A 19,544-nucleotide genomic window follows, 5' to 3' on the forward strand; every position below is an offset into this window, starting at 1 on the left:
TTCAACGCTGTACAATAATTCAATAAAAATGAACTTAGAGTTCAATGAATTGTTGTTAGTTTGTTTGTAACATTCTGTTTTTCAATATTTTGATTTTTGTTTTAGGCCGGTGCATATTTTCATTACCCTCTTTTCCTTTTTGGAGTGCGCAATCGTTTGCGTTTGTATTTCTTGAGATCTCTTTATCGGAAATATGAATTAAAAGTACAATACAAATGATCTGATCTTGCTATTCTTGACTTTCCCTTTTCTCTAATTTCGTCCTATAGACCAATAATAGCATACCAATTAAGTATAGACATATTATATATAATCTATCTATTTATTGTAAACCTTAAATACACAAAATATGAGAAAAACAGCTTTACTGCTTTTATTTTCGGCTTATGGCACATTTGCTTGGGCGCAACAATCCCAAAAAGTACGGGGGAAAGTCCTTGATGCAGATAATAAGCCAGTGGCGGGTGCCACTGTAAACATCAAAGGTGGTACCGGGGGGACAAAAACCGATGCTGATGGTTCTTTTGCGCTTGATGTCGAGAAAGGAAAAACCTTAAAAATTACCTATGTAGGAATGAAGGAACAGGAGGTTCTTGTTAATGAAGCCTCGACATACAGTATTGTACTTCAATCGGGAACCGACCTGGATGAAGTTGTTGTTATCGGATATGGTACAGTGAAAAGAGGTGATTTAACAGGTGCTGTAGCATCTGTTACAGGAAAGGATCTGCAGTCTAACCTAGCAAAGAGTGCTGCTGGTGCGTTGCAGGGGCGTGTTGCCGGGGTAACGGTATCTAACGCTAGCGGAACGCCGGGGGCAGGTATGAGCATTAATGTCCGTGGGCTAAGTTCTATGGGAAATAATGCGCCTCTTTACGTCATTGACGGGGTATTTGGTGATATCAATATGGTGGATCCGAATGATATTGCATCGCTCGAAGTACTGAAAGATGCTTCTGCTGCTGCGATCTATGGATCTCGGGCGGCCAATGGTGTTGTAATCATTACCACAAAAGGCGGCAGAAAAGCAACTCCAGCGACCTTGAGCTTAAATGCATACACAGGTATTCAAAGTCTTCCGAAAAAAATGGATTTGATGGATGGCCCACAATGGAAACAGTTTCAGCATGACAACGGGTATCTACCAACAGAAGCACAAAATCTAAATACAAATACGAATTGGCAGGACGAGGTATTTCATACAGCCCCAGTTAATAAGGTCAATCTCGATATTTCGGGTGGGGGAGAACAGTCTACCTATAGTGTGTCCGGAGGTTATTTAAATCAACAAGGCATCTTGAAGACTACCGGTTATAAAGCTTTCAATCTGCGTACAAAAAATACCTTTAGTTTTTTTAACAACCACTTACGGGTAGGAAATACCTTTTTGATAAAATCAGGTGACCGAAAATTTTCAGACCTGACTATCACAGATATCTTACGACAAAACGCGCTGGTACCTATTTATGATGCCAATTTAGTTGGTGGATATGCTACCTATGCGCCGTGGATGAAGAACTTGGACAATCCTGTGGGGATTTTGAACTTGTTCAACCGACATGTATATCAGACAGATCTTATGCTCAATGGATACGCCGAGGTAGATTTGTTTATTAAGGGACTAAAATATAAATTAAATGTCGGGGTCAACAAGACAACTGGCAGGAATTATAATAAAGGAGAAGCCTATACCTATGGTACCGATGTGCGCAAATCTTTTCTCAATGAAAGCGCATTTTTTAACAATCAATGGTTAGTTGAAAATACATTGCATTACGATAACACGTTTGATAAACACACTATTTCATTATTAGCGGGTTATTCCGCCCAGGAAAATACCAACCGAGGTTTTGGTGCGGGACGGAATAATCTGCCATTGGGAACTGATGCTATTGATGCGGCTTCTCCGACAGAACAAACGACTTCGGGTAGTCTAAATGAAGCGGCATTGATCTCCCAGTTTGGACGTGTAATGTATAGTTATGATAGCCGTTACCTACTTACAGCGACAATACGCCGCGATGGTTCTTCCAAATTCGCAGATGGAGCGCGATATGGGGTATTCCCGTCTATCGCTTTGGGCTGGAATGTGATGAATGAGAAATTTTTCGAAACAGCAAAAGGTACAGTCAATGAATTTAAACTCCGTGCCAGTTATGGTCGACTAGGTAATCAGGAAATTGCAAATTACACCACACAGAGGATAACTACTTATGGCATCAATTATTTGCAAGGAGGTACCTGGTGGCAGGGGGCAAGTACCGGTATCAACTGGGTTTCGCCGCGAAACCTGACTTGGGAAGAAACAGCGACAAGCAATATTGGGTTAGATTTGGCATTTATGCAAAAGAAATTGAACATCAGTGCTGATTATTACGTGCGTGAAACCAAGGATATTCTTTTAGGGATTAATCAACCTCCTTCGGCTGGACTTAAAGGAACGCCAGTGATGAATGCGGGAACAATTAGCAACAAGGGTTTTGAGTTATTAGCGACATACAAGAATTCTGTTGGAGAACTGAACTATAACATTGGCGTGAATGCTTCTACGGTGAAAAATAAAGTGAAAGCGGTCACAGTAGGTAATGTTCAGGAATTTGGTGGCTATAATCCGCAGGGAGAGGGAACAATTACCTGGGCTAAAGTTGGTTATCCAATTGGAGGTTTCTGGGTGATCCAAACCGATGGACTTTTCCAGTCAGATGCAGAAGCACAAGGCTATAAATCTGCAGATGGTAAAGTAATTCAGCCAAATGCTGCTGCGGGGGACATCAAATTTGTAGATTATAACAAAGATGGCCGTATTGACAATAATGACCGTCAGTATGTTGGTAGCCCTTTCCCAAGTCTTGCTTATGGTATACGAGGAGGTCTAGACTATAAAGGATTCGATATAGCTGTCTTCTTTGATGGTATGTATGGCAATAAGATTTATAATTATACCCGAGCGCGCATGGAACAAACCAACGAAGTGAATAATCATTCTGCTCGTTTACTAGATTCATGGACGCCAAGCAGACCAAACACTGATATTCCAAGGTACACAAGGGAGGATCCAAACGACAATAAGCGTCGGGTCAGTGACCGTTGGATTGAGAGCGGAGCTTTCTTCCGTTTAAAAACTATTGAAGTTGGGTATACACTACCTGCGGAATGGCTAAGTAAGGCAACGTTGAAAAACGCACGCGTATTTCTGGCTGGGGACAATCTGTTTACCGTGACAAAATATAAAGGCTATACCCCAGATTTAGGTCAAAGTAACGGTGACAATGGAACGCCATCTGGTGTACTAACCGCCGGTACGGATCATGGTCGTTTCCCATTGGCACGGACCATTATGTTTGGTGTTCAGGCTAACTTTTAATGGATAATCGGTCTGTTATATAAATAAATTTATGTTTTAAATACGATATAGATGAACTTTTCAATAAAAAAATATACGGTTATAGCAGCTTCCTTATTATTCTTAGGAGGCTGTAAGTCAGATTTTTTGGATCGAACCAATCCTAATTTACCTGTTGAGGAGACTTATTGGGCAATTGAATCCGATGCCCAGTCTGCGATGGCTACGATTTATTCACCAATTCGTTCACAAATGTCAGGTTACTACGGAGCGTACGGTGGTTATCAAACGATGAACAGAGCAGATGATATGTGGTTTCTCAGTGGTGAGGAAGCATTTACTTGGGAATATGTCAACTTCCTCAATTCCGCGGGTACCCCAGAAAGTGATTTTGGAAGCTTATATAGCGGAATAAATAGAGCAAATGTGTTTTTAAAAAATATTCCGCGGGTTTCAATGGATGAAAGCCGAAAAAAAGAGCTGGTCGGAGAAGCTAGCTTTTTAAGGGGAATGTATTATTTTCTGCTGGCGGCAAATTATGGTGATGTACCTTTAAGAGTATTGCCGACAGATGATGATCCAGATGGTGCGAGCAAACCTGCGTCACCTGAAGCCGAAATATGGAAACAGGTAATTGCAGATTTCAAAATAGCGAAGGACAACCTGCCAATAACACGATCTGCTGCAGAAGCTGGGCGTGTTACGAAAGGGGCTGCGGTTGCCTATCTGGGAAAGGTATTGGTATATACCAAGCAATATGCCGAGGCCGAAACAGAATTGAAGGCCTTATTGACTGCACCCTACGGGTATGATCTGACGACTAATTTTGAAGATAATTTCAAGGAAACAACTAAGCTGAATAAGGAGTCAGTTTGGGAAATAGTTTATGACAGTAAGTTCGGTGGGGATGGAAATTGGGGGGTAGACTGTGCTTCTTGTGCAATGGGATTCGTTCTACCTAATTTTGCTGGACCAGATGGTACAGGTGCCTGGTTTAAATTAATGCCCGGGGCAGCTGTTGTTCGTGATTTTATTTCAGAAGAACGTCCCGCGGGCTCAGATACGCGCTTTGATAAACGGATGTATACGAGTTTCTTCTGGAAATATTCCGACTATGAGACAGGCCTTACTGACGGTGCTTGGTTTGGTAATCAGTCTTTTGATCTTATGTGGAGTAATGCTGGACCAAAGCGGCAACGTGGGGAGCCTACTTTCCCAACAATTGACGGTAAAACCGGTCGTTTCCTGATTAAAAAATATACCAATTTTTATAGAAATATCGCTGGAGCGAATAGTATGTATGATGCTGCGAACCGCAACAATAACCTTCGTGTATTTCGGTTTGCAGAGGTCTTGTTGTTGCATGCTGAAGCATGTGCTAAAAATGGAAATATTGCTGGAGCCGCGTCTAGTTTAAAGCGTGTTCGTGATCGCGCAGGTTTAGCAAATAAAACCTGGACCAATGCCGATGAGTTGATGAAAGAAATAATAAAACAAAATGAATTGGAATTTTTCTTTGAGGGACATCGCTTTTTCGATCTAAAACGTTGGTATACACCGATACAAATGAAACAGATCTTTGTCGATAATAAGAAGCAAGGTGCGAATAATTTCCAGCCCAAACATTATTATCTTCCTATTCCGGAAGGAGAAATCAATACAAATTCAAAAATTCAGCAACATCCATTGTGGCGATAAATGCAGAAAATGCTTACGGTTTTTATTTCATCTGAAACCGTAAGCATTTCAGCTTAAATTTTGCGCCCAACCGCAGTAATGCATACATAAACCTAAATCTCCAACAACAACGGAATTTCGCTGTTGGAATATAAGAGAAATTCCATTTTTATAACATATGGGTATGATAACAACAAGAATAGCTAGGAACTTTTCAAATTTGGCTTTATATACCACAACCTTGCTTATACTGTTTGTTTCGTGTAAGAAAGATCGGGAGACATCGGAAGCATCAACCGCAAAGTTGTCCCTAAATGCAAAGGTTGAGGATGGCGAATTGCTAGTGGACGTCACCAAGAAAGTGGATGAGTATATTTTCAATTTTGAAAAGGGAAGTGTAAGCATTCCGCTGGCGGATGTTGCAAAAATAGAACCTGAATTAGCCCGCTGGCGGACTGATCTTACATTTAATGACGGTTCCAAATTGATCGTTCCGACCAAAGGTACCGCGCTTGATTATATTGTCGAAAACATCAAACTTAACCCCTCGGGCTATAACCCGCTGGCTGCAATGGTGGATGTGTGGTTACCTACTTATGGTCGTGTAAAAGTAACCGTGCAGGGCAAAAACGGTTCCGCAGGAACAATTACACATTTGTGCCATACCGATATTCCGCGACAAAGTGTGCCTGTACTGGGCTTATATCCTGATCACGACAATATTGTCGATCTGACTTTTACCGATCGGGAAGGAAATGAAAGAGGGAAAACGACCATACATATCCAGACTGGAGCAGTGAGTGTGCAGGACTTTCCAAGATGGAAGATTGTGAAAGCCCAGGCCGATAAAATGGAACCGGGCGTCAATCTGGTGCATTATCCCGGACGAAGCGAAGCCGATGTTTCACTGCCTTACATGATTGATCAGGAGGGTGAATTGCGTTGGCTTCTACAGCTTAAATCATCTCCGGAATTACAACGGCTCTCTTATTCCATTGGCCTAAAGCGTACTAAAAGCGGAACTTTTATTGCTGGTGACCAAGCGCAGCAAAGGGTAGTGGAAATTGATATGTTCGGTAATTTGAAGCGTGAATGGGATCTCGCCAAACTTGGTTACGGATTTCATCATGAAATCACAGAGGCTGCTAATGGCAATTTTTTAATAACAGTCACAAAAACAGCGGCGCGTTTAGTTAACGGTGAACCGCGTGTAAATGATCATATCATCGAACTGAATCCCCAAACAGGGAGTTTGGTCATGGAATGGGATCTGGCCAAGCAGTTGGATACCACTCGTTATGTAAAACCCGATGGTATTACCCCACCGACATTCTCACAGACGCCCAACAACTGGGCACACAACAATTCCATTGCCGAAATTGGAAATGACTTATTGGCAACTTTAAGATATCAGGGAATCCTACGTTTTAACCATTCTGGGCAACCACAATGGATGATCTCTCCCCATAAGTTTTGGGGAGCTAAATATCAATCCTTGCTTTTAAAACCTATTGCTGAAGATGGGACAGTTATTACTGACCCTGCTGTTATCAATGGGGATGCCAGCACAGCAGGATTTGACTGGCCTTGGGGACCTCATACTCCGGTCGCACTTGCAGAAGATCGTATTTTGGTCTTCGATAATGGCTATAACCGGAATTGGATTCCCAATTTTGGGAGCGGTGCAAATAATTATAGTCGGGTTGTTGAATATAAAATTGACGCAACTAAAAGAACAGTGCAACAACTTTGGTCTTATGGAAAGGAAAGGGGAGTCGAAGCTTTTTCTCAGGCTTTGTCCGGTGTGCAATACCTCACACAGACAGGGAATATGCTATTCTTTCCGGGGATGGGCGTCAAAACAAGTGCCGGAACGGGCGGACGTGTGATCGAGATCAACCCTAAAACGAAAGAGGTTGTCTTTGAACTGGAGATCACTGCAGGTAGTGGTACTGCATTTCATCGGGTAACACGTATACCACTTTATCCCGCGAATTTATAAACAAAAATTTTTGAACTTACGCAATTTTATGTCCGAATCCTTTGAACGTCAACAAACTTATATTGTCGAAACACAACGCTTATTATTGAAAAAAACGAATGTCGGACTGGAAGATACGGGAAAGATTGTTACCCGCTATTTAAATCCTGTCGTCACCAAAGAACATATTCCACTCAACTGGCGTTATGATTTCAACCCATTGACGAACCCTCATTTCTTGGAGCGGATCGCATTCAACTCAACGATGAATGCCGGTGCACTGCATTGGAAGGGTAAGTACTTGCTATTCGTCCGTGTTGAAGCTGTTGACCGGAAGTCTATTTTTGCGATCGCTGAAAGCGATAATGGTGTTGACAATTTTCATTTTTGGGAACATCCGCTGTTGTTGCCTGATTTGGACGCCGCGGAAACAAATGTCTATGATCTGCGGCTCACAGCTCATGAGGATGGCTGGGTATACGGTATTTTTTGTAGTGAGCAGTATGCTCCTGATGCTGCTCCAGGTGATCTTTCAAGCGCGGTTGCCTCCGCAGGAATCATCCGGTCGAAAGATCTCATTCATTGGGAACGTCTACCCAATCTAAAGGCAAATAGCCAGCAGCGTAATGTGGTACTGCATCCCGAGTTTGTGGAAGGCAAGTACGCATTTTATACACGCCCTCAGGATGATTTTATTCTGGCAAAAAGTGGCGGCGGTATCGGGTGGGCACTCGTGGACGATATCAGCAATGCCGTAATCAGCCAGGAAAAGATTATTAATAAGCGTTTTTATCATACCATCAAAGAACTCAAAAATGGGGAGGGGCCAGCGCCACTAAAGACGGATCGAGGCTGGTTGCATCTCGCGCACGGGGTAAGGGGGACTGCAGCTGGCCTACGCTATGTGTTATACCTTTATCTCACGAGCCTGGAGGATCCAAGTGAATTAATTGCGGAACCCGCGGGTTATCTGATGGCCCCCGAGGGGGAGGAAAGGGTAGGCGATGTCTCCAACGTATTGTTTTCTAATGGTTGGATCATGGATGTGGATGGTACCGTATATATTTATTATGCTTCCAGTGATACGCGGACGCATGTTGCGGTTTCTTCGGTGACCAAACTGCTGGATTATTGCCTGAATACAGCGGAGGATGGGCTACGTTCTGCGGAATCACTGCGCAAAGTAATTCGTCTGATTGATCATAATGCCGCCTACGTGGGTAATAAAAGCAATGGATCGGTCGGTCGCCTGACAAAATAGGTGTAGATAAACTGGGCTAAAGGGCATACTTAATCGAGTATCGAGTTCAATCACCCAGTATAAATGAAATCCCGTGTATTTCATGAAAGTTACGGCTGTGTGAAATGCAGTAACAAAATGTACGTTGGACAAACTCGTGATATGTTAAAGAAAGATAATATTAAAATCCTAACTCTGCTTGGTCTTCTGTGCCTGACATCCTTTTTGTCTGCCCAAGAACGGGCGACGTTGAAAATTATCTCCTATAATATCTGGAATGGTTTTGAAAAGCAGCAGGATCGCAAGGATAAATTTAGTGCGTGGATGAAAAAGGAGCAACCTGATGTTGTGGCATTACAGGAGCTGGTGGACTTTAAGCGGGCCGACTTGCTGCAATTGGCAAAGTCATACGGCCACAGCTATGCTGTTTTATTAAAGGAGGAAGGCTATCCTGTCGGTATTTCCTCCAGTTATCCGATTACTGTTGTCAACGCGCGGTTAGATAAGTTTTGGCATGGCATGCTGCATGTAAAGATTAAAAAATTAGACTTTATTGTCACGCATCTTAGTCCCTTTTCCTGGCAATATCGGCTGGGAGAAGCGAAACAAATTGCAGAATACGTAAAGAATAATCATCTGGATAGCTGTATTATTCTGGGGGATCTGAATGCCTACTCCCCATTGGATGCCATTTGGCTGGAAAAGCAGTTCACTTTGAAGGAAAATCTGATAAAATGGGACGCAGAAAATCCCCAATATGGCAACGTGAGAGAGCGTAGATTTGATTATAGTGTACTTTCGACTTTCCTGGCCGCGGGTTTTGAAGATTGTGTCGGGCGATCTGTATTTCCCGAAATCAAGCGAGCAAGCTATCCCGCTGCCACACTTTACAATTGGAAATGGGGTGACCCAAGGTTAGCAGCGGTTTCTGAACGACTTGATTATATTTTGCTGTCTGAATCTTTAGCATCTCATGTAAAGCAGGTGGACGTGCATAATGGTCCTGCACTTGAGGAGATATCTGATCATTACCCTGTTTCGGTCGTGATTGATCAATTGGAGAAATAGAAATATAATTGTAGATTGCGGATGACCACGAAAAGAATATTCATGGAAATTTCCGTAATAGATATAGTTATCATCGTCAGTTATTTACTTGCGATGATTGTCATCGGTTTGATCCTTAAAAAGCGAGCCGCCAAGAATCTTGATTCGTATTTTTTAGGCGGGAAAAAGCTTCCCTATTACATGCTCGGTATTTCTGATGCATCGGGCATGTTCGACATCTCGGGGACCATGTGGATGGTCTATCTGGCCTTTGTATATGGCTTAAAAAGCATGTGGATCCCTTGGTTATGGCCTGTTTTTAATCAGATTTTTTTGATGGTCTATCTGTCGGTCTGGCTGCGACGATCCAATGTCCTTACCGGAGCAGAATGGATCCGTACACGTTTTGGTCATGGTCGGGGGGCTGATGGAGCTTATACCATCGTCATTCTATATGCCATTGTTGCTGTAATGGGTTTTTTATGTTATGGTTTTATCGGTATAGGGAAATTCATGGAAGTTTTTTTCCCCTGGGAACAGGTATCCCGCTTTATTCCCTTGACGATTGACCCGGCGATGGCTCCGCAACTGTATGGTATTTTCTTTACAGCGATAACGACATTTTATGTCATGCTTGGTGGAATGCACAGCATTGTGTGGGCGGACATGGTCAAGTTTGGTATTATGATTATTTCGGGAATTGCCATCGCTGTTATTGCCATGCAGCAGGTTAGCCCCGAGCTGTTGGCGGCCAATACGCCAGCAGGATGGGATTCCCCCTTCTTCGGTTGGCACTTGGACTTGGACTGGAGTACTTTACTTCCTTCTATCATGGATCGGATCGCCGATGATCAATACAATCTTTTTACGGTATTTGTGATGATGATGCTATTTAAAGGCATATTTATGAGCATGGCAGGACCGGCGGCCAACTATGACATGCAGAAGATATTAGCCTGTAGATCCCCTAGAGAGGCCGCTTTAATGAGTGGTTCGGTGTCGGTCATCCTACTTATCCCCCGTTATCTGATGATTATGGGGTTCACGGTATTAGCCCTGGTATTTTTTCGGGATGAATTTGCACACATGGGCAATCAGATGGATTTTGAAATTATCCTGCCCAAGGCAATCAGCCGCTTCGGAAAGGTAGGGTTAACCGGGCTGTTGCTGGCGGGCCTATTGGCCGCATTTATGTCTTCTTTCGCTTCAACAGTTAATGCCGCACAGGCTTATCTGGTAAATGATGTACTGTTGAAGTTTATGTACCGGTCTGCTTCGCCAAAGAAGCAGATCCGTCTGAGTTATGTAGTTTCTATTGCGGTGGTCATTTGTAGTACCATTATTGGCTTATATGTGCAGAATATCAATTCGGTATTACAATGGATTGTCTCCGCGTTATATGGTGGTTATATCGCGGCAAATGTATTGAAATGGCACTGGTGGCGTTTTAATGGTACCGGATTTTTCTGGGGAATGCTGGCAGGTATATTTGGGGCAGTAATACTCCCGCAGTTTTTTCCAGATACCCTTCCGCTTTATTTTTTTCCTTTGCTTTTTGTTCTATCGCTGCTGGGCTGTTTTGCAGGTACATGGTTATCCCGACCTACCGAGGAGGAAGTGCTTGTTGATTTTTATGTACGTATACGGCCTTGGGGATTTTGGGGACCCATTCATCAGAAAGCACTGGAAAAATATCCGGACCTCAAGAAGAATGATCATTTTAAGCGGGATATGGCCAATGTGGCCGTTGGTATTATATGGCAATGCTGCCTGACTTTGGTTCCTATGTATATTGTGATCAAACAGGGACAGGGTTTATTGACAACAGTCTTGCTATTGGGGATCACCACACTTATTCTGAAAAAGAACTGGTATGATAAAATGAACCGGGAGGAGGAGGAGTATAACGCTTTTATGCTAAAGTATGGGCTGAATAAAACGGACAAGACCATGACTGAAAAGACGACTATTGATTAACCATACGAACTGTTTTCCGACAATACAAAAATAGGCTACCCGTCGTGTTTCGACGCGTGTCCTATTTTTGTAAAATGGACTGATTGGATCAGCTAGTTACTTGCTTTGACCAGAAAAGGGATGACATAATCTCCCCATTCCAAGGATATATTTCCTTCCGGAGTCGCATTGATTTTAAACTGTTCCTGGTTGTTATCAGACTTACCGTTGCTGACCGAAACGCGTAGGGCATCGTCTTTGGCGTCGTATTTTGTTCCCCATTGGTCCCATACTTTGCTGAACATAAGGGTTGTTTCGTGTTCTCCGGGGATACTATAGAGACCATATTTTCCCGCCGCCAGTTTTTTGCCTTCGACCAGTACATCTTTATTGAATTCGATGGTGGTCGCTTCATTGGCGCCAGTACGCCAGACTTTTCCTACGGGAGCGATATCAACACCAAGCTTACGGCCTTTGAGTGAAGGACGACTATAATTGATGTCGATTGTAACCCCATCAGTTGTGGTTACTTTGGTGTTGTCTGGAGGACTCGGACGTTTGCTTTTGTCTGTCTGGGCGAAGCCAAGTTGACCAATTAAGGTCAAAATTGTTAAAATTAGTACTCTCATATGTGCTTATTTTTTGATTAAACACTTAAATATAAGATTTTTATGTGATGAAAATTTTTTGTTTTTTTAGAACTTGACGAAATCGTGACTGGTCGGTATCAAGTTATATCATTTTAAAAAATGAGAGTAGATAAAAATAAAAGCCAGCGTTTTAATCGCTGGCTTTTTATTTTTATACCAAATACTCGAATAAGGTTTGGTCTTTGTTGATTTCAATGACATCAAACTTATACTCTTTCATCCTTGCGATCAGTGTGTCGTAATCTTCAGGTTTGTTGAGCTCAATGCCGACTAGGGCCGGGCCTCTTTCCCGTTCAGTTTTCTTGATAAACTCAAAACGGGTAATATCGTCTTTAGGACCTAACACTTCAGAAACGAAGAGTTTTAATGCTCCCGGGCGCTGTGGGAAACGGACAATAAAATAATGTTTGTAGCCTTCATAAAGTAATGATAGTTCTTTGATCTCGCTCATGCGGTCGATATCATTATTCCCGCCCGATATAATACAAACTACCTTCTTGCCTTTTATTTCTTCTTTGTGAAATTCCAAAGCTGCAACAGACAGTGCGCCCGCTGGTTCGACCACGATGGCGTCTTTATTATATAGTTCCAAGATACAAGTGCAAATTTTGCCCTCTGGAATGGAGCGCGTATCATCCAGCAATTGTTTGGCAATCTCAAATGTGGTTGCGCCAATTTTCTTTACAGCTGCGCCATCCACAAATTTATTAATGTGTTCCAATTCAATTGGCGCTCCGTTTTCCAGTGCTGCCTGCATAGATGGTGCTCCTTCTGGTTCGACTCCATAACATTTGATTGCTTTGTTTTTGCTTTTCAGGTAGTAACTTGCTCCTGCCGCAAGCCCGCCACCACCGATCGGAATAAAGATGGCATCCATATCAGGAAGATCCTGTAATGCTTCGACGGCCACGGTGCCTTGTCCTTCCACAACCTTGAGGTCATCAAATGGAGGAATAAAGGTCATGCCATGCTCTTCCGTGTAAGCCAGTGCCGCTTTTTGGCAATCGTCAAACGTATCTCCGGTCAATACAATTTCAACATTGCCATTGCCCCACATTTCAGTTTGGGAGATTTTCTGACGCGGTGTTGGACCGGGCATAAAGATAACGCCCTTGATATCCAGTTTTTTGCACGAAAAGGCGACACCTTGCGCATGATTACCAGCACTAGCACAGACCACACCCCGTTGGCGCTCTTCCGCTGTCAGGGAAATAATCTTATTATAGGCACCACGCAGTTTATAGGAACGGACGACCTGTAAATCTTCCCGTTTGAGATAGACTTCTGCGCCATATTTTTCGGATAAATGCCGGTTATATTGTAAAGGCGTACGATTGACCACCGATTTGATGCGCTCAAGCGTAGCTTCTGAATTGATGTTTAAGGTTGATAGATCCATTTTTTGATAGGGTGATTAAGGTTGTTTTTTGATAAAAAAAGGCTGCATCTGCAGCCTTCCATTTTTTATATCTTTTCTTGGATGAGGCTTTTTAAGTCATCATCACAAATATTTTTCTTTGCGTCGGCCAACACCAAAAAGCGTTGATAGCAATCTGCTAGATCATCTTTTTCAAGATGGAAACCAAGGCGCTCCAAATGGTGTTTAAGTGCATGTCTTCCTGAACGGGCCGTCAAGATAATATCTGCTTCATCAAGGCCTACATCTTCAGGTCTGATGATCTCGTAATTTTCGCGGTGCTTCAAGAAGCCATCTTGATGGATGCCTGAACTATGGGCAAAGGCATTGCGGCCAACAATCGCTTTATTTGGTTGCACAGGCATGTTCATCATATCGCTCACTTTACGGGATAGATAAGTAAACATACGGCTATCAATATTCGAAGTTAGGCTTCCGAAAGCTTGGTTATGCACTTTAAGGATCATCGCAACTTCTTCCAATGAGGTATTACCTGCACGTTCGCCGATACCATTGATGGTACATTCTACCTGACGGGCGCCGTTTTGTATCGCGGCGATGGAGTTAGCCGTAGCAAGCCCCAGATCATTGTGACAGTGTGCAGAAATAATGGCTTGATCGATATTACGTACATTTTCCTTAAGATACTTGATTTTTGAACCATATTGGTCCGGTAAACAGTATCCATTGGTATCGGGAATATTGACAACTGTTGCACCGGCAGCAATAACTGATTCAATCATTTTAGCCAAAAACTCCAAATCAGCACGACCGGCATCCTCAGCGTAAAACTCGACATCTTCCACATAAGATTTAGCATGTTTTACAGCTGCAACGGCACGTTCTAAAATTTCTTCTCTTGTACTGTTGAATTTATATTTGATGTGCATGTCCGAAGAACCAATTCCGGTATGAATACGTGGACGTTTGGCATATTTCAATGCTTCCGCAGCTACGTCGATATCATTTTGATTGGCACGGGTCAATGCACATATAATAACATCATTCACCGCCTTGGACAACTCTACGACAGATTGGAAATCTCCGGGACTGGAAACAGGAAAACCAGCTTCGATAATATCAACCCCCAGTTTTTCTAAGTCCTTTGCGATCTCAATTTTCTCTGGAGTAGTTAATTGGCATCCCGGTACCTGTTCGCCATCACGCAATGTGGTGTCGAAGATGTAAAGATGGTTAGGATCGTGTAACATAATTTCTTAATTCAAAAGATTTATAACTAAAGAAGTATGGGGCAAAGAGTGTGAGTGCATCGACCTTTTTTGCTTTGTTGCACCAAAATCTCATTACTCCATACGTATATCTCATTACTATTTAATAAACTCCAATACTTTCTCGCCCATTTCCTGCGTACCCAAGACTTTAGAAGCTTCTGTATTGGCATTCGCAATATCTCCGGTTCTCCAGCCCGCTTTGAGCGTTTGGGCAACCGCATTAGTAACTGCTTTTGCTTCTTCCTGTAGACCGAAGCTAATGTCGAGCATTAATGCAGCGGATAAAATTGAAGCAAGTGGATTCGCTTTATTCTGGCCAGCAATATCATGTGCCGAGCCGTGGATAGGCTCGAAGAAACCTGTGCCATCACCAACAGAAGCTGAGGCCAACATACCCATTGATCCTGCTATCTGAGATGCTTCATCAGTCAAAATATCACCAAAAAGATTCGCTGTTAATACCACGTCAAATTTCTTTGGGTTCTTGACCAATTGCATCGCTGCATTGTCAATAAACATGTGTTCAGTTTCAACATCTGGATATTCTTTTGCAATTTCTTGTACAACTTCTCTCCATAAACGGGAAGTTTCCAATACATTAGCTTTATCAACCGAGCATAATCTTTTGTTACGCGTACGAGCAGCATCATAAGCTTTACGTGCGATACGCTCTACTTCATATCGGTGGTAGTTCATCAAGTCCGAAGCGAAGGTATTGTCCTCATTACGGTTTTTCTCACCGAAATACACATCGCCCGTCAACTCACGGAAAAAAAGAATATCTGTTCCTTGTAGAATTTCAGGTTTTAAACTCGATGCATCCAATAGTTCATCAAATAAAAGGATAGGACGTAGATTGGCATATAAACCTAATTCTTTCCGGATTTTCAACAACCCCTGTTCTGGTCTAACCTTGGCCGAAGGATCATTATCGTATTTGATATGTCCGATCGCGCCAAAAAGGATGGCATCAGAAGCTTTCGCTTTTGCTAAGGTTTCGTCAGGAAGCGGATTGCCGGTAGCTTCAATAGCTGTATGGCCCATGATTGCTTCATCAAAACTGAATTCATGACCATATTTTTCACCGATCTTTTCTAAAACTTTTTTACCCCAGGTGGTTACTTCTTGGCCAATGCCGTCTCCAGGTATGATTAAAATATTTTTTTTCATTGTTTTATTTAGTATTGAGATATTAGATCGGAGTATTGAAATTTTTGTTGTACAAGCCAGTGGCTTACTAAACGTGTCCCTAGGGATTTTTTCTATCCATTGTCTAACATCTATAATCTATCATCTAATATCTGTTATTTAATTATCGTTTTCCACAATTTCTATGTTGATAAAGTCTCTTTTTTGTGGATAACTCGTTCTACGGACTTAATTTCGCCCTTTTCCAGTACCATTTTGTTGCCTATACAAGTCGGTAATTGGGATTGGAAATGACCGACATAAATAAGGGTCTGGCCATTTTTGCTCAGGTCGTCGATCACATCATTAAAATATTGTGATTGTTCCTTATCCAATCCTTGGCAAGGTTCATCTAATATAAGCAATTCAGGATGTTTTACGATCGTGCGCGCCAGTAATGCTAATCGCTGTTGGCCTAAAGGTAAAGAACCTAATGTTTTATGTTTTACGTCTTTGAGATCAAAAAAATGGAGCACCTGATCAAGCTTCTGCTGTTGTTCATAGCCCAATTTTTGATACAGGCTCATCGAATCGAAGAATCCCGAAGCAATGGTCTGTCCTACATTGGCATTCATATCGTAGTACCAATGTAATTCGGGAGAAATAATGCCCAGGTGTTCTTTGATTTCCCATATACTTTCTCCTGATCCTCTCTTTTTACCAAAAAGATGGATGTCATTTGCGTAGGCTTGGGGATGATCACCGTTGATCAGACTTAATAAAGTCGATTTTCCCGATCCATTATGTCCTTGCAGCAGCCATTTTTCTCCTGCTTTTACTTCCCAATCAATGTTTTTCAAGACCTGCTTCTCACCGTATGAAATGTTGATCTGCCGCATCTTGACCATGATTGGGTCAGAGATTTTGGGTGACTGCTGTAAGAAATAGGGTAGTTCCTTGCGCTTCCGTGGTATTCCCCGCGAAATTTCTCCGCTATGTTGACGAAGAACAATTTTTCCATCCTGGATTTCGGCAAAACGATTAATACAATCCGGTTGTTCGTCATCGTTGCTGATCAGTAGGAGGGATACGCCCTTGTCCGCAAGCTGATCGAAGATCTGGTTCAAGTCTTTTCTGGATTGTACATCAAGTCCGGTATAAGGCTGGTCGATAATCAAGACCTGCGGCTGAAGCCAAAGTGCTTTGACCAATTGTAGGCGTTTATGTTCGCCGCTGGAAAGTTCGATCAATTGTTGGTCTTTGAAATTTTCAAATCCAAAGACGGCAAGGTAGGGTGCCACATCTTCGAAGGCCAGCTGTTCGTCCTTCGCAAAATGTTTCAATTCAGCAAAAACTGTTAAGGTATCGTTTTTTGCAAACTTGTTATAGCGTTGTTGGTAATAGAAGTTGCGATCACCTTCGAGATTGGTAAACTGAAACCAGTTGGATACGTAATGCACAACTGGAGGAAGGGAACTAGCATTATCCAGATGGTAGGATATGGTGCCCTCATATTTTAATTGCCCCGCAATTGCTTTCGCAAGCGTTGTTTTTCCTGTGCCACTGGGACCACCTAAGATCCATTGTTCGCCAGGAAAAATTTGCCAATTTAAATCTTGCAGTACGGAATCTTTACCGTGCTGAATCGTTAAATTGGCAATATGGACGACTGGGTCTACCATTTTTTTGTTGTTTCAAATGATTCAATTAAATCTTTTTGATTAAGGATAAAATCGATGTCATCGTATCCATTGATCAAACATGATTTTTTGTATGGATTGATTTCAAATTCAAATTGATCGCCGGTCTCGGTTAACATAACTGTTTGTTTTTCGAGATCAACGATAATTTGGGTGTTTGGGTTTTGATGGACCAATTCGAAGATTTTCTCTAAAAATTCTTCAGGAACTTGGATAGGCAGTACGCCATTATTAAGGGCATTACCTTTAAAGATATCTGCAAAAAACGAACTGATAACGACATCAAAACCATAGTCCTGGATTGCCCAGGCCGCGTGTTCACGGCTGGAACCGCAACCGAAGTTCTTGCCGGCAACCAATATTTTCCCGGAATAGATTGGGTTGTTCAAGACGAAATCTGCTTTTGGCTGATTATCGCTATCAAAGCGCCAGTCACGGAATAAATTATTGCCAAATCCCTCGCGCGTGGTCGCTTTTAGAAAACGCGCCGGTATGATCTGATCGGTATCAATATTTTCGATTGGTAGTGGCACTACCGATGAAGTTAAAGTTTCAAATTTTTTCATGTTAAGAATTTAGTAAGTCAGAATTAAAAAAATGGAGTTAGTTATATTAACTCTCTTACATCTGTTACTTTGCCCGTTACTGCTGCTGCTGCTGCTGTCAGTGGAGATACCAGCATGGTGCGTGCATTGGGCCCCTGACGTCCTTCGAAGTTTCTATTTGAAGTTGAAACACAATATTTACCTGCAGGAATTTTGTCTTCGTTCATGCCTAAACATGCGGAACATCCCGGTTCGCGTAATTGGAATCCCGCGGCTTCAAATATTTTATCCAGGCCTTCTTCTTTGGCTTGTTTTTCGACCTGTTTTGAGCCGGGAACAATCCATACTTCGACGTCCTGTGCCTTTTGTTTTCCTTTAACGAATGAGGCTACCTCACGTAGATCTTCGATACGGGAGTTGGTACAGCTTCCGATGAAAACGTAATCCACACGGTTACCTAAGACGGTTGAATCATCTTTAAAGCCCATGTAGTCCAATGCTTTTTGATAGGATGGTCTTTCTGATTCCGGTTGTGCATTTGTTGCCGGGATATGCTCGGCAATACCCATACCCATGCCCGGGTTTGTACCATAGGTAATCATAGGAGCGATGTCAGCGGCGTCAAATGTCAACACTTTATCAAAAATGGCATCTTCATCGGAATATAATGTTTTCCAATACGCTAAGGCTTGGTCCCATTCTTCTCCTTTTGGTGCGAATTCGCGGCCTTCTACATAATCAAATGTGATTTGATCCGGTGCAATAAGCCCGCCGCGTGCCCCCATTTCGATACTCATATTACAGATGGTCATACGGGCTTCCATGCTCAAGGAGCGGATGGCTGAACCAGCATATTCGATAAAATATCCTGTACCACCTGCGGCAGAAATCTTGGAGATAATATAGAGGATAATATCCTTTGCGCCAACGCCCTTTTGTAAAGTACCATTGACTTCAATTTTCATGGTTTTAGGCTTGGACTGCAATAAACACTGCGTCGCAAAGACCTGTTCAACCTGAGAGGTTCCGATACCAAAAGCAATAGCTCCAAAGGCTCCATGTGTTGACGTATGGCTATCACCACAGACCATTGTTTTACCCGGTAGTGTGATACCTAACTCAGGACCGATCACGTGTACGATTCCTTGGTAAGGATGTCCCAAACCATATAATTCAATGCCAAATTCAGCACAATTTTTGGTCAGCATATCAACTTGATATCGCGATAGCTCTTCTTTGATTGGCAAATGTTGGTTGAGTGTGGGTACGTTATGGTCGGCAGTTGCTACCGTCTGCTTTGGACGAAAAACTGGGATCCCTCTTTTGCGTAGGCCATCAAAAGCTTGAGGTGAAGTAACTTCATGAATCAAGTGGGTATCGATATATATAATATCCGGAAACCCTTCTTCACGCTTGACGACGTGAGCATCCCAAATCTTTTCTACTAATGTTTTTGACATTTTTTAATCTCTCTTATGTTATTTTTATTTTAATCAGGGTGATATTGTAAATGTCTCAATATCACCCTGATTTCAATATACTAAATTACGAAATATTCATGATTTTGGAGCATATCTGTGGATTGAATTCACCCGGATATGCTAAAAAAACAAATAATTCGTATAAAT

The 19,544-nt window shown here is 42.4% G+C and carries 13 protein-coding genes; 6 read left to right on the top strand and 7 right to left on the bottom strand.

Features of this window, described 5'->3' with window-relative positions; genetic code table 11:
* Positions 1 to 349: 349 nt before the first annotated feature.
* The 6 genes from HMAT_RS15625 (at position 350) to HMAT_RS15650 (ending at position 11,265) form a co-directional block, all read left to right on the top strand.
* Positions 350 to 3,364 carry a TonB-dependent receptor gene (locus HMAT_RS15625; RefSeq protein WP_104383774.1) on the top strand — a complete coding sequence of 1,005 codons (3,015 nt, stop codon included), beginning with the start codon at positions 350 to 352 and terminating at the stop codon, positions 3,362 to 3,364.
* 51 nt (positions 3,365 to 3,415) lie between these two features.
* Positions 3,416 to 5,041, top strand: a complete 1,626-nt coding sequence (locus HMAT_RS15630; protein ID WP_104383775.1) for a RagB/SusD family nutrient uptake outer membrane protein — start codon at positions 3,416 to 3,418, stop codon at positions 5,039 to 5,041.
* Between the two features lie 163 nt (positions 5,042 to 5,204).
* The gene (locus HMAT_RS15635) at positions 5,205 to 7,022 is read left to right on the top strand and encodes an aryl-sulfate sulfotransferase (RefSeq protein WP_104384029.1); all 1,818 of its coding nucleotides are present in this window, start codon (positions 5,205 to 5,207) and stop codon (positions 7,020 to 7,022) included.
* A 10-nt stretch (positions 7,023 to 7,032) separates the two neighbouring features.
* Positions 7,033 to 8,262 carry a glycosidase gene (locus HMAT_RS15640; protein WP_305852146.1) on the top strand — a complete coding sequence of 410 codons (1,230 nt, stop codon included), beginning with the start codon at positions 7,033 to 7,035 and terminating at the stop codon, positions 8,260 to 8,262.
* A gap of 141 nt (positions 8,263 to 8,403) precedes the next feature.
* Complete coding sequence (locus tag HMAT_RS15645) at positions 8,404 to 9,309, top strand: endonuclease/exonuclease/phosphatase family protein (RefSeq protein ID WP_104384030.1); 906 nt, start codon at positions 8,404 to 8,406, stop codon at positions 9,307 to 9,309.
* A 42-nt stretch (positions 9,310 to 9,351) separates the two neighbouring features.
* The gene (locus HMAT_RS15650; RefSeq protein WP_104383777.1) at positions 9,352 to 11,265 is read left to right on the top strand and encodes a sodium:solute symporter family protein; all 1,914 of its coding nucleotides are present in this window, start codon (positions 9,352 to 9,354) and stop codon (positions 11,263 to 11,265) included.
* A 92-nt stretch (positions 11,266 to 11,357) separates the two neighbouring features.
* Here the strand turns inward: HMAT_RS15650 and HMAT_RS15655 are convergent, their stop codons facing one another.
* The 7 genes from HMAT_RS15655 to leuC all read right to left on the bottom strand — a co-directional run bounded on the left by HMAT_RS15655 (position 11,358) and on the right by leuC (position 19,376).
* On the bottom strand, positions 11,358 to 11,873 hold the full coding sequence (locus HMAT_RS15655; protein ID WP_104383778.1) for a DUF2911 domain-containing protein: 516 nt from the start codon (positions 11,871 to 11,873) through the stop codon (positions 11,358 to 11,360).
* 172 nt (positions 11,874 to 12,045) lie between these two features.
* Positions 12,046 to 13,293, bottom strand: a complete 1,248-nt coding sequence (gene ilvA, locus HMAT_RS15660) for a threonine ammonia-lyase IlvA (protein ID WP_104383779.1) — start codon at positions 13,291 to 13,293, stop codon at positions 12,046 to 12,048.
* 65 nt (positions 13,294 to 13,358) lie between these two features.
* Positions 13,359 to 14,522 (bottom strand): 2-isopropylmalate synthase, encoded by a 1,164-nt coding sequence (locus HMAT_RS15665; protein ID WP_104383780.1) that lies wholly within the window; start codon positions 14,520 to 14,522, stop codon positions 13,359 to 13,361.
* A gap of 117 nt (positions 14,523 to 14,639) precedes the next feature.
* Positions 14,640 to 15,713 (bottom strand): 3-isopropylmalate dehydrogenase, encoded by a 1,074-nt coding sequence (leuB, locus tag HMAT_RS15670; protein WP_104383781.1) that lies wholly within the window; start codon positions 15,711 to 15,713, stop codon positions 14,640 to 14,642.
* 161 nt (positions 15,714 to 15,874) lie between these two features.
* Positions 15,875 to 17,353, bottom strand: a complete 1,479-nt coding sequence (locus HMAT_RS15675; protein WP_104383782.1) for an ATP-binding cassette domain-containing protein — start codon at positions 17,351 to 17,353, stop codon at positions 15,875 to 15,877.
* Positions 17,347 to 17,937 (bottom strand): 3-isopropylmalate dehydratase small subunit, encoded by a 591-nt coding sequence (gene leuD, locus HMAT_RS15680; RefSeq protein WP_104383783.1) that lies wholly within the window; start codon positions 17,935 to 17,937, stop codon positions 17,347 to 17,349. The genes HMAT_RS15675 and leuD overlap by 7 nt, the downstream gene beginning before the upstream one ends.
* 41 nt (positions 17,938 to 17,978) lie before the next feature.
* A complete protein-coding gene (gene leuC, locus HMAT_RS15685) occupies positions 17,979 to 19,376 on the bottom strand; it encodes a 3-isopropylmalate dehydratase large subunit (protein ID WP_104383784.1) in 1,398 nt (465 codons plus the stop codon).
* Positions 19,377 to 19,544 lie beyond the last annotated feature (168 nt).

Source organism: Sphingobacterium sp. HMA12, from assembly GCF_002933815.1.
Classification (GTDB): domain Bacteria; phylum Bacteroidota; class Bacteroidia; order Sphingobacteriales; family Sphingobacteriaceae; genus Sphingobacterium.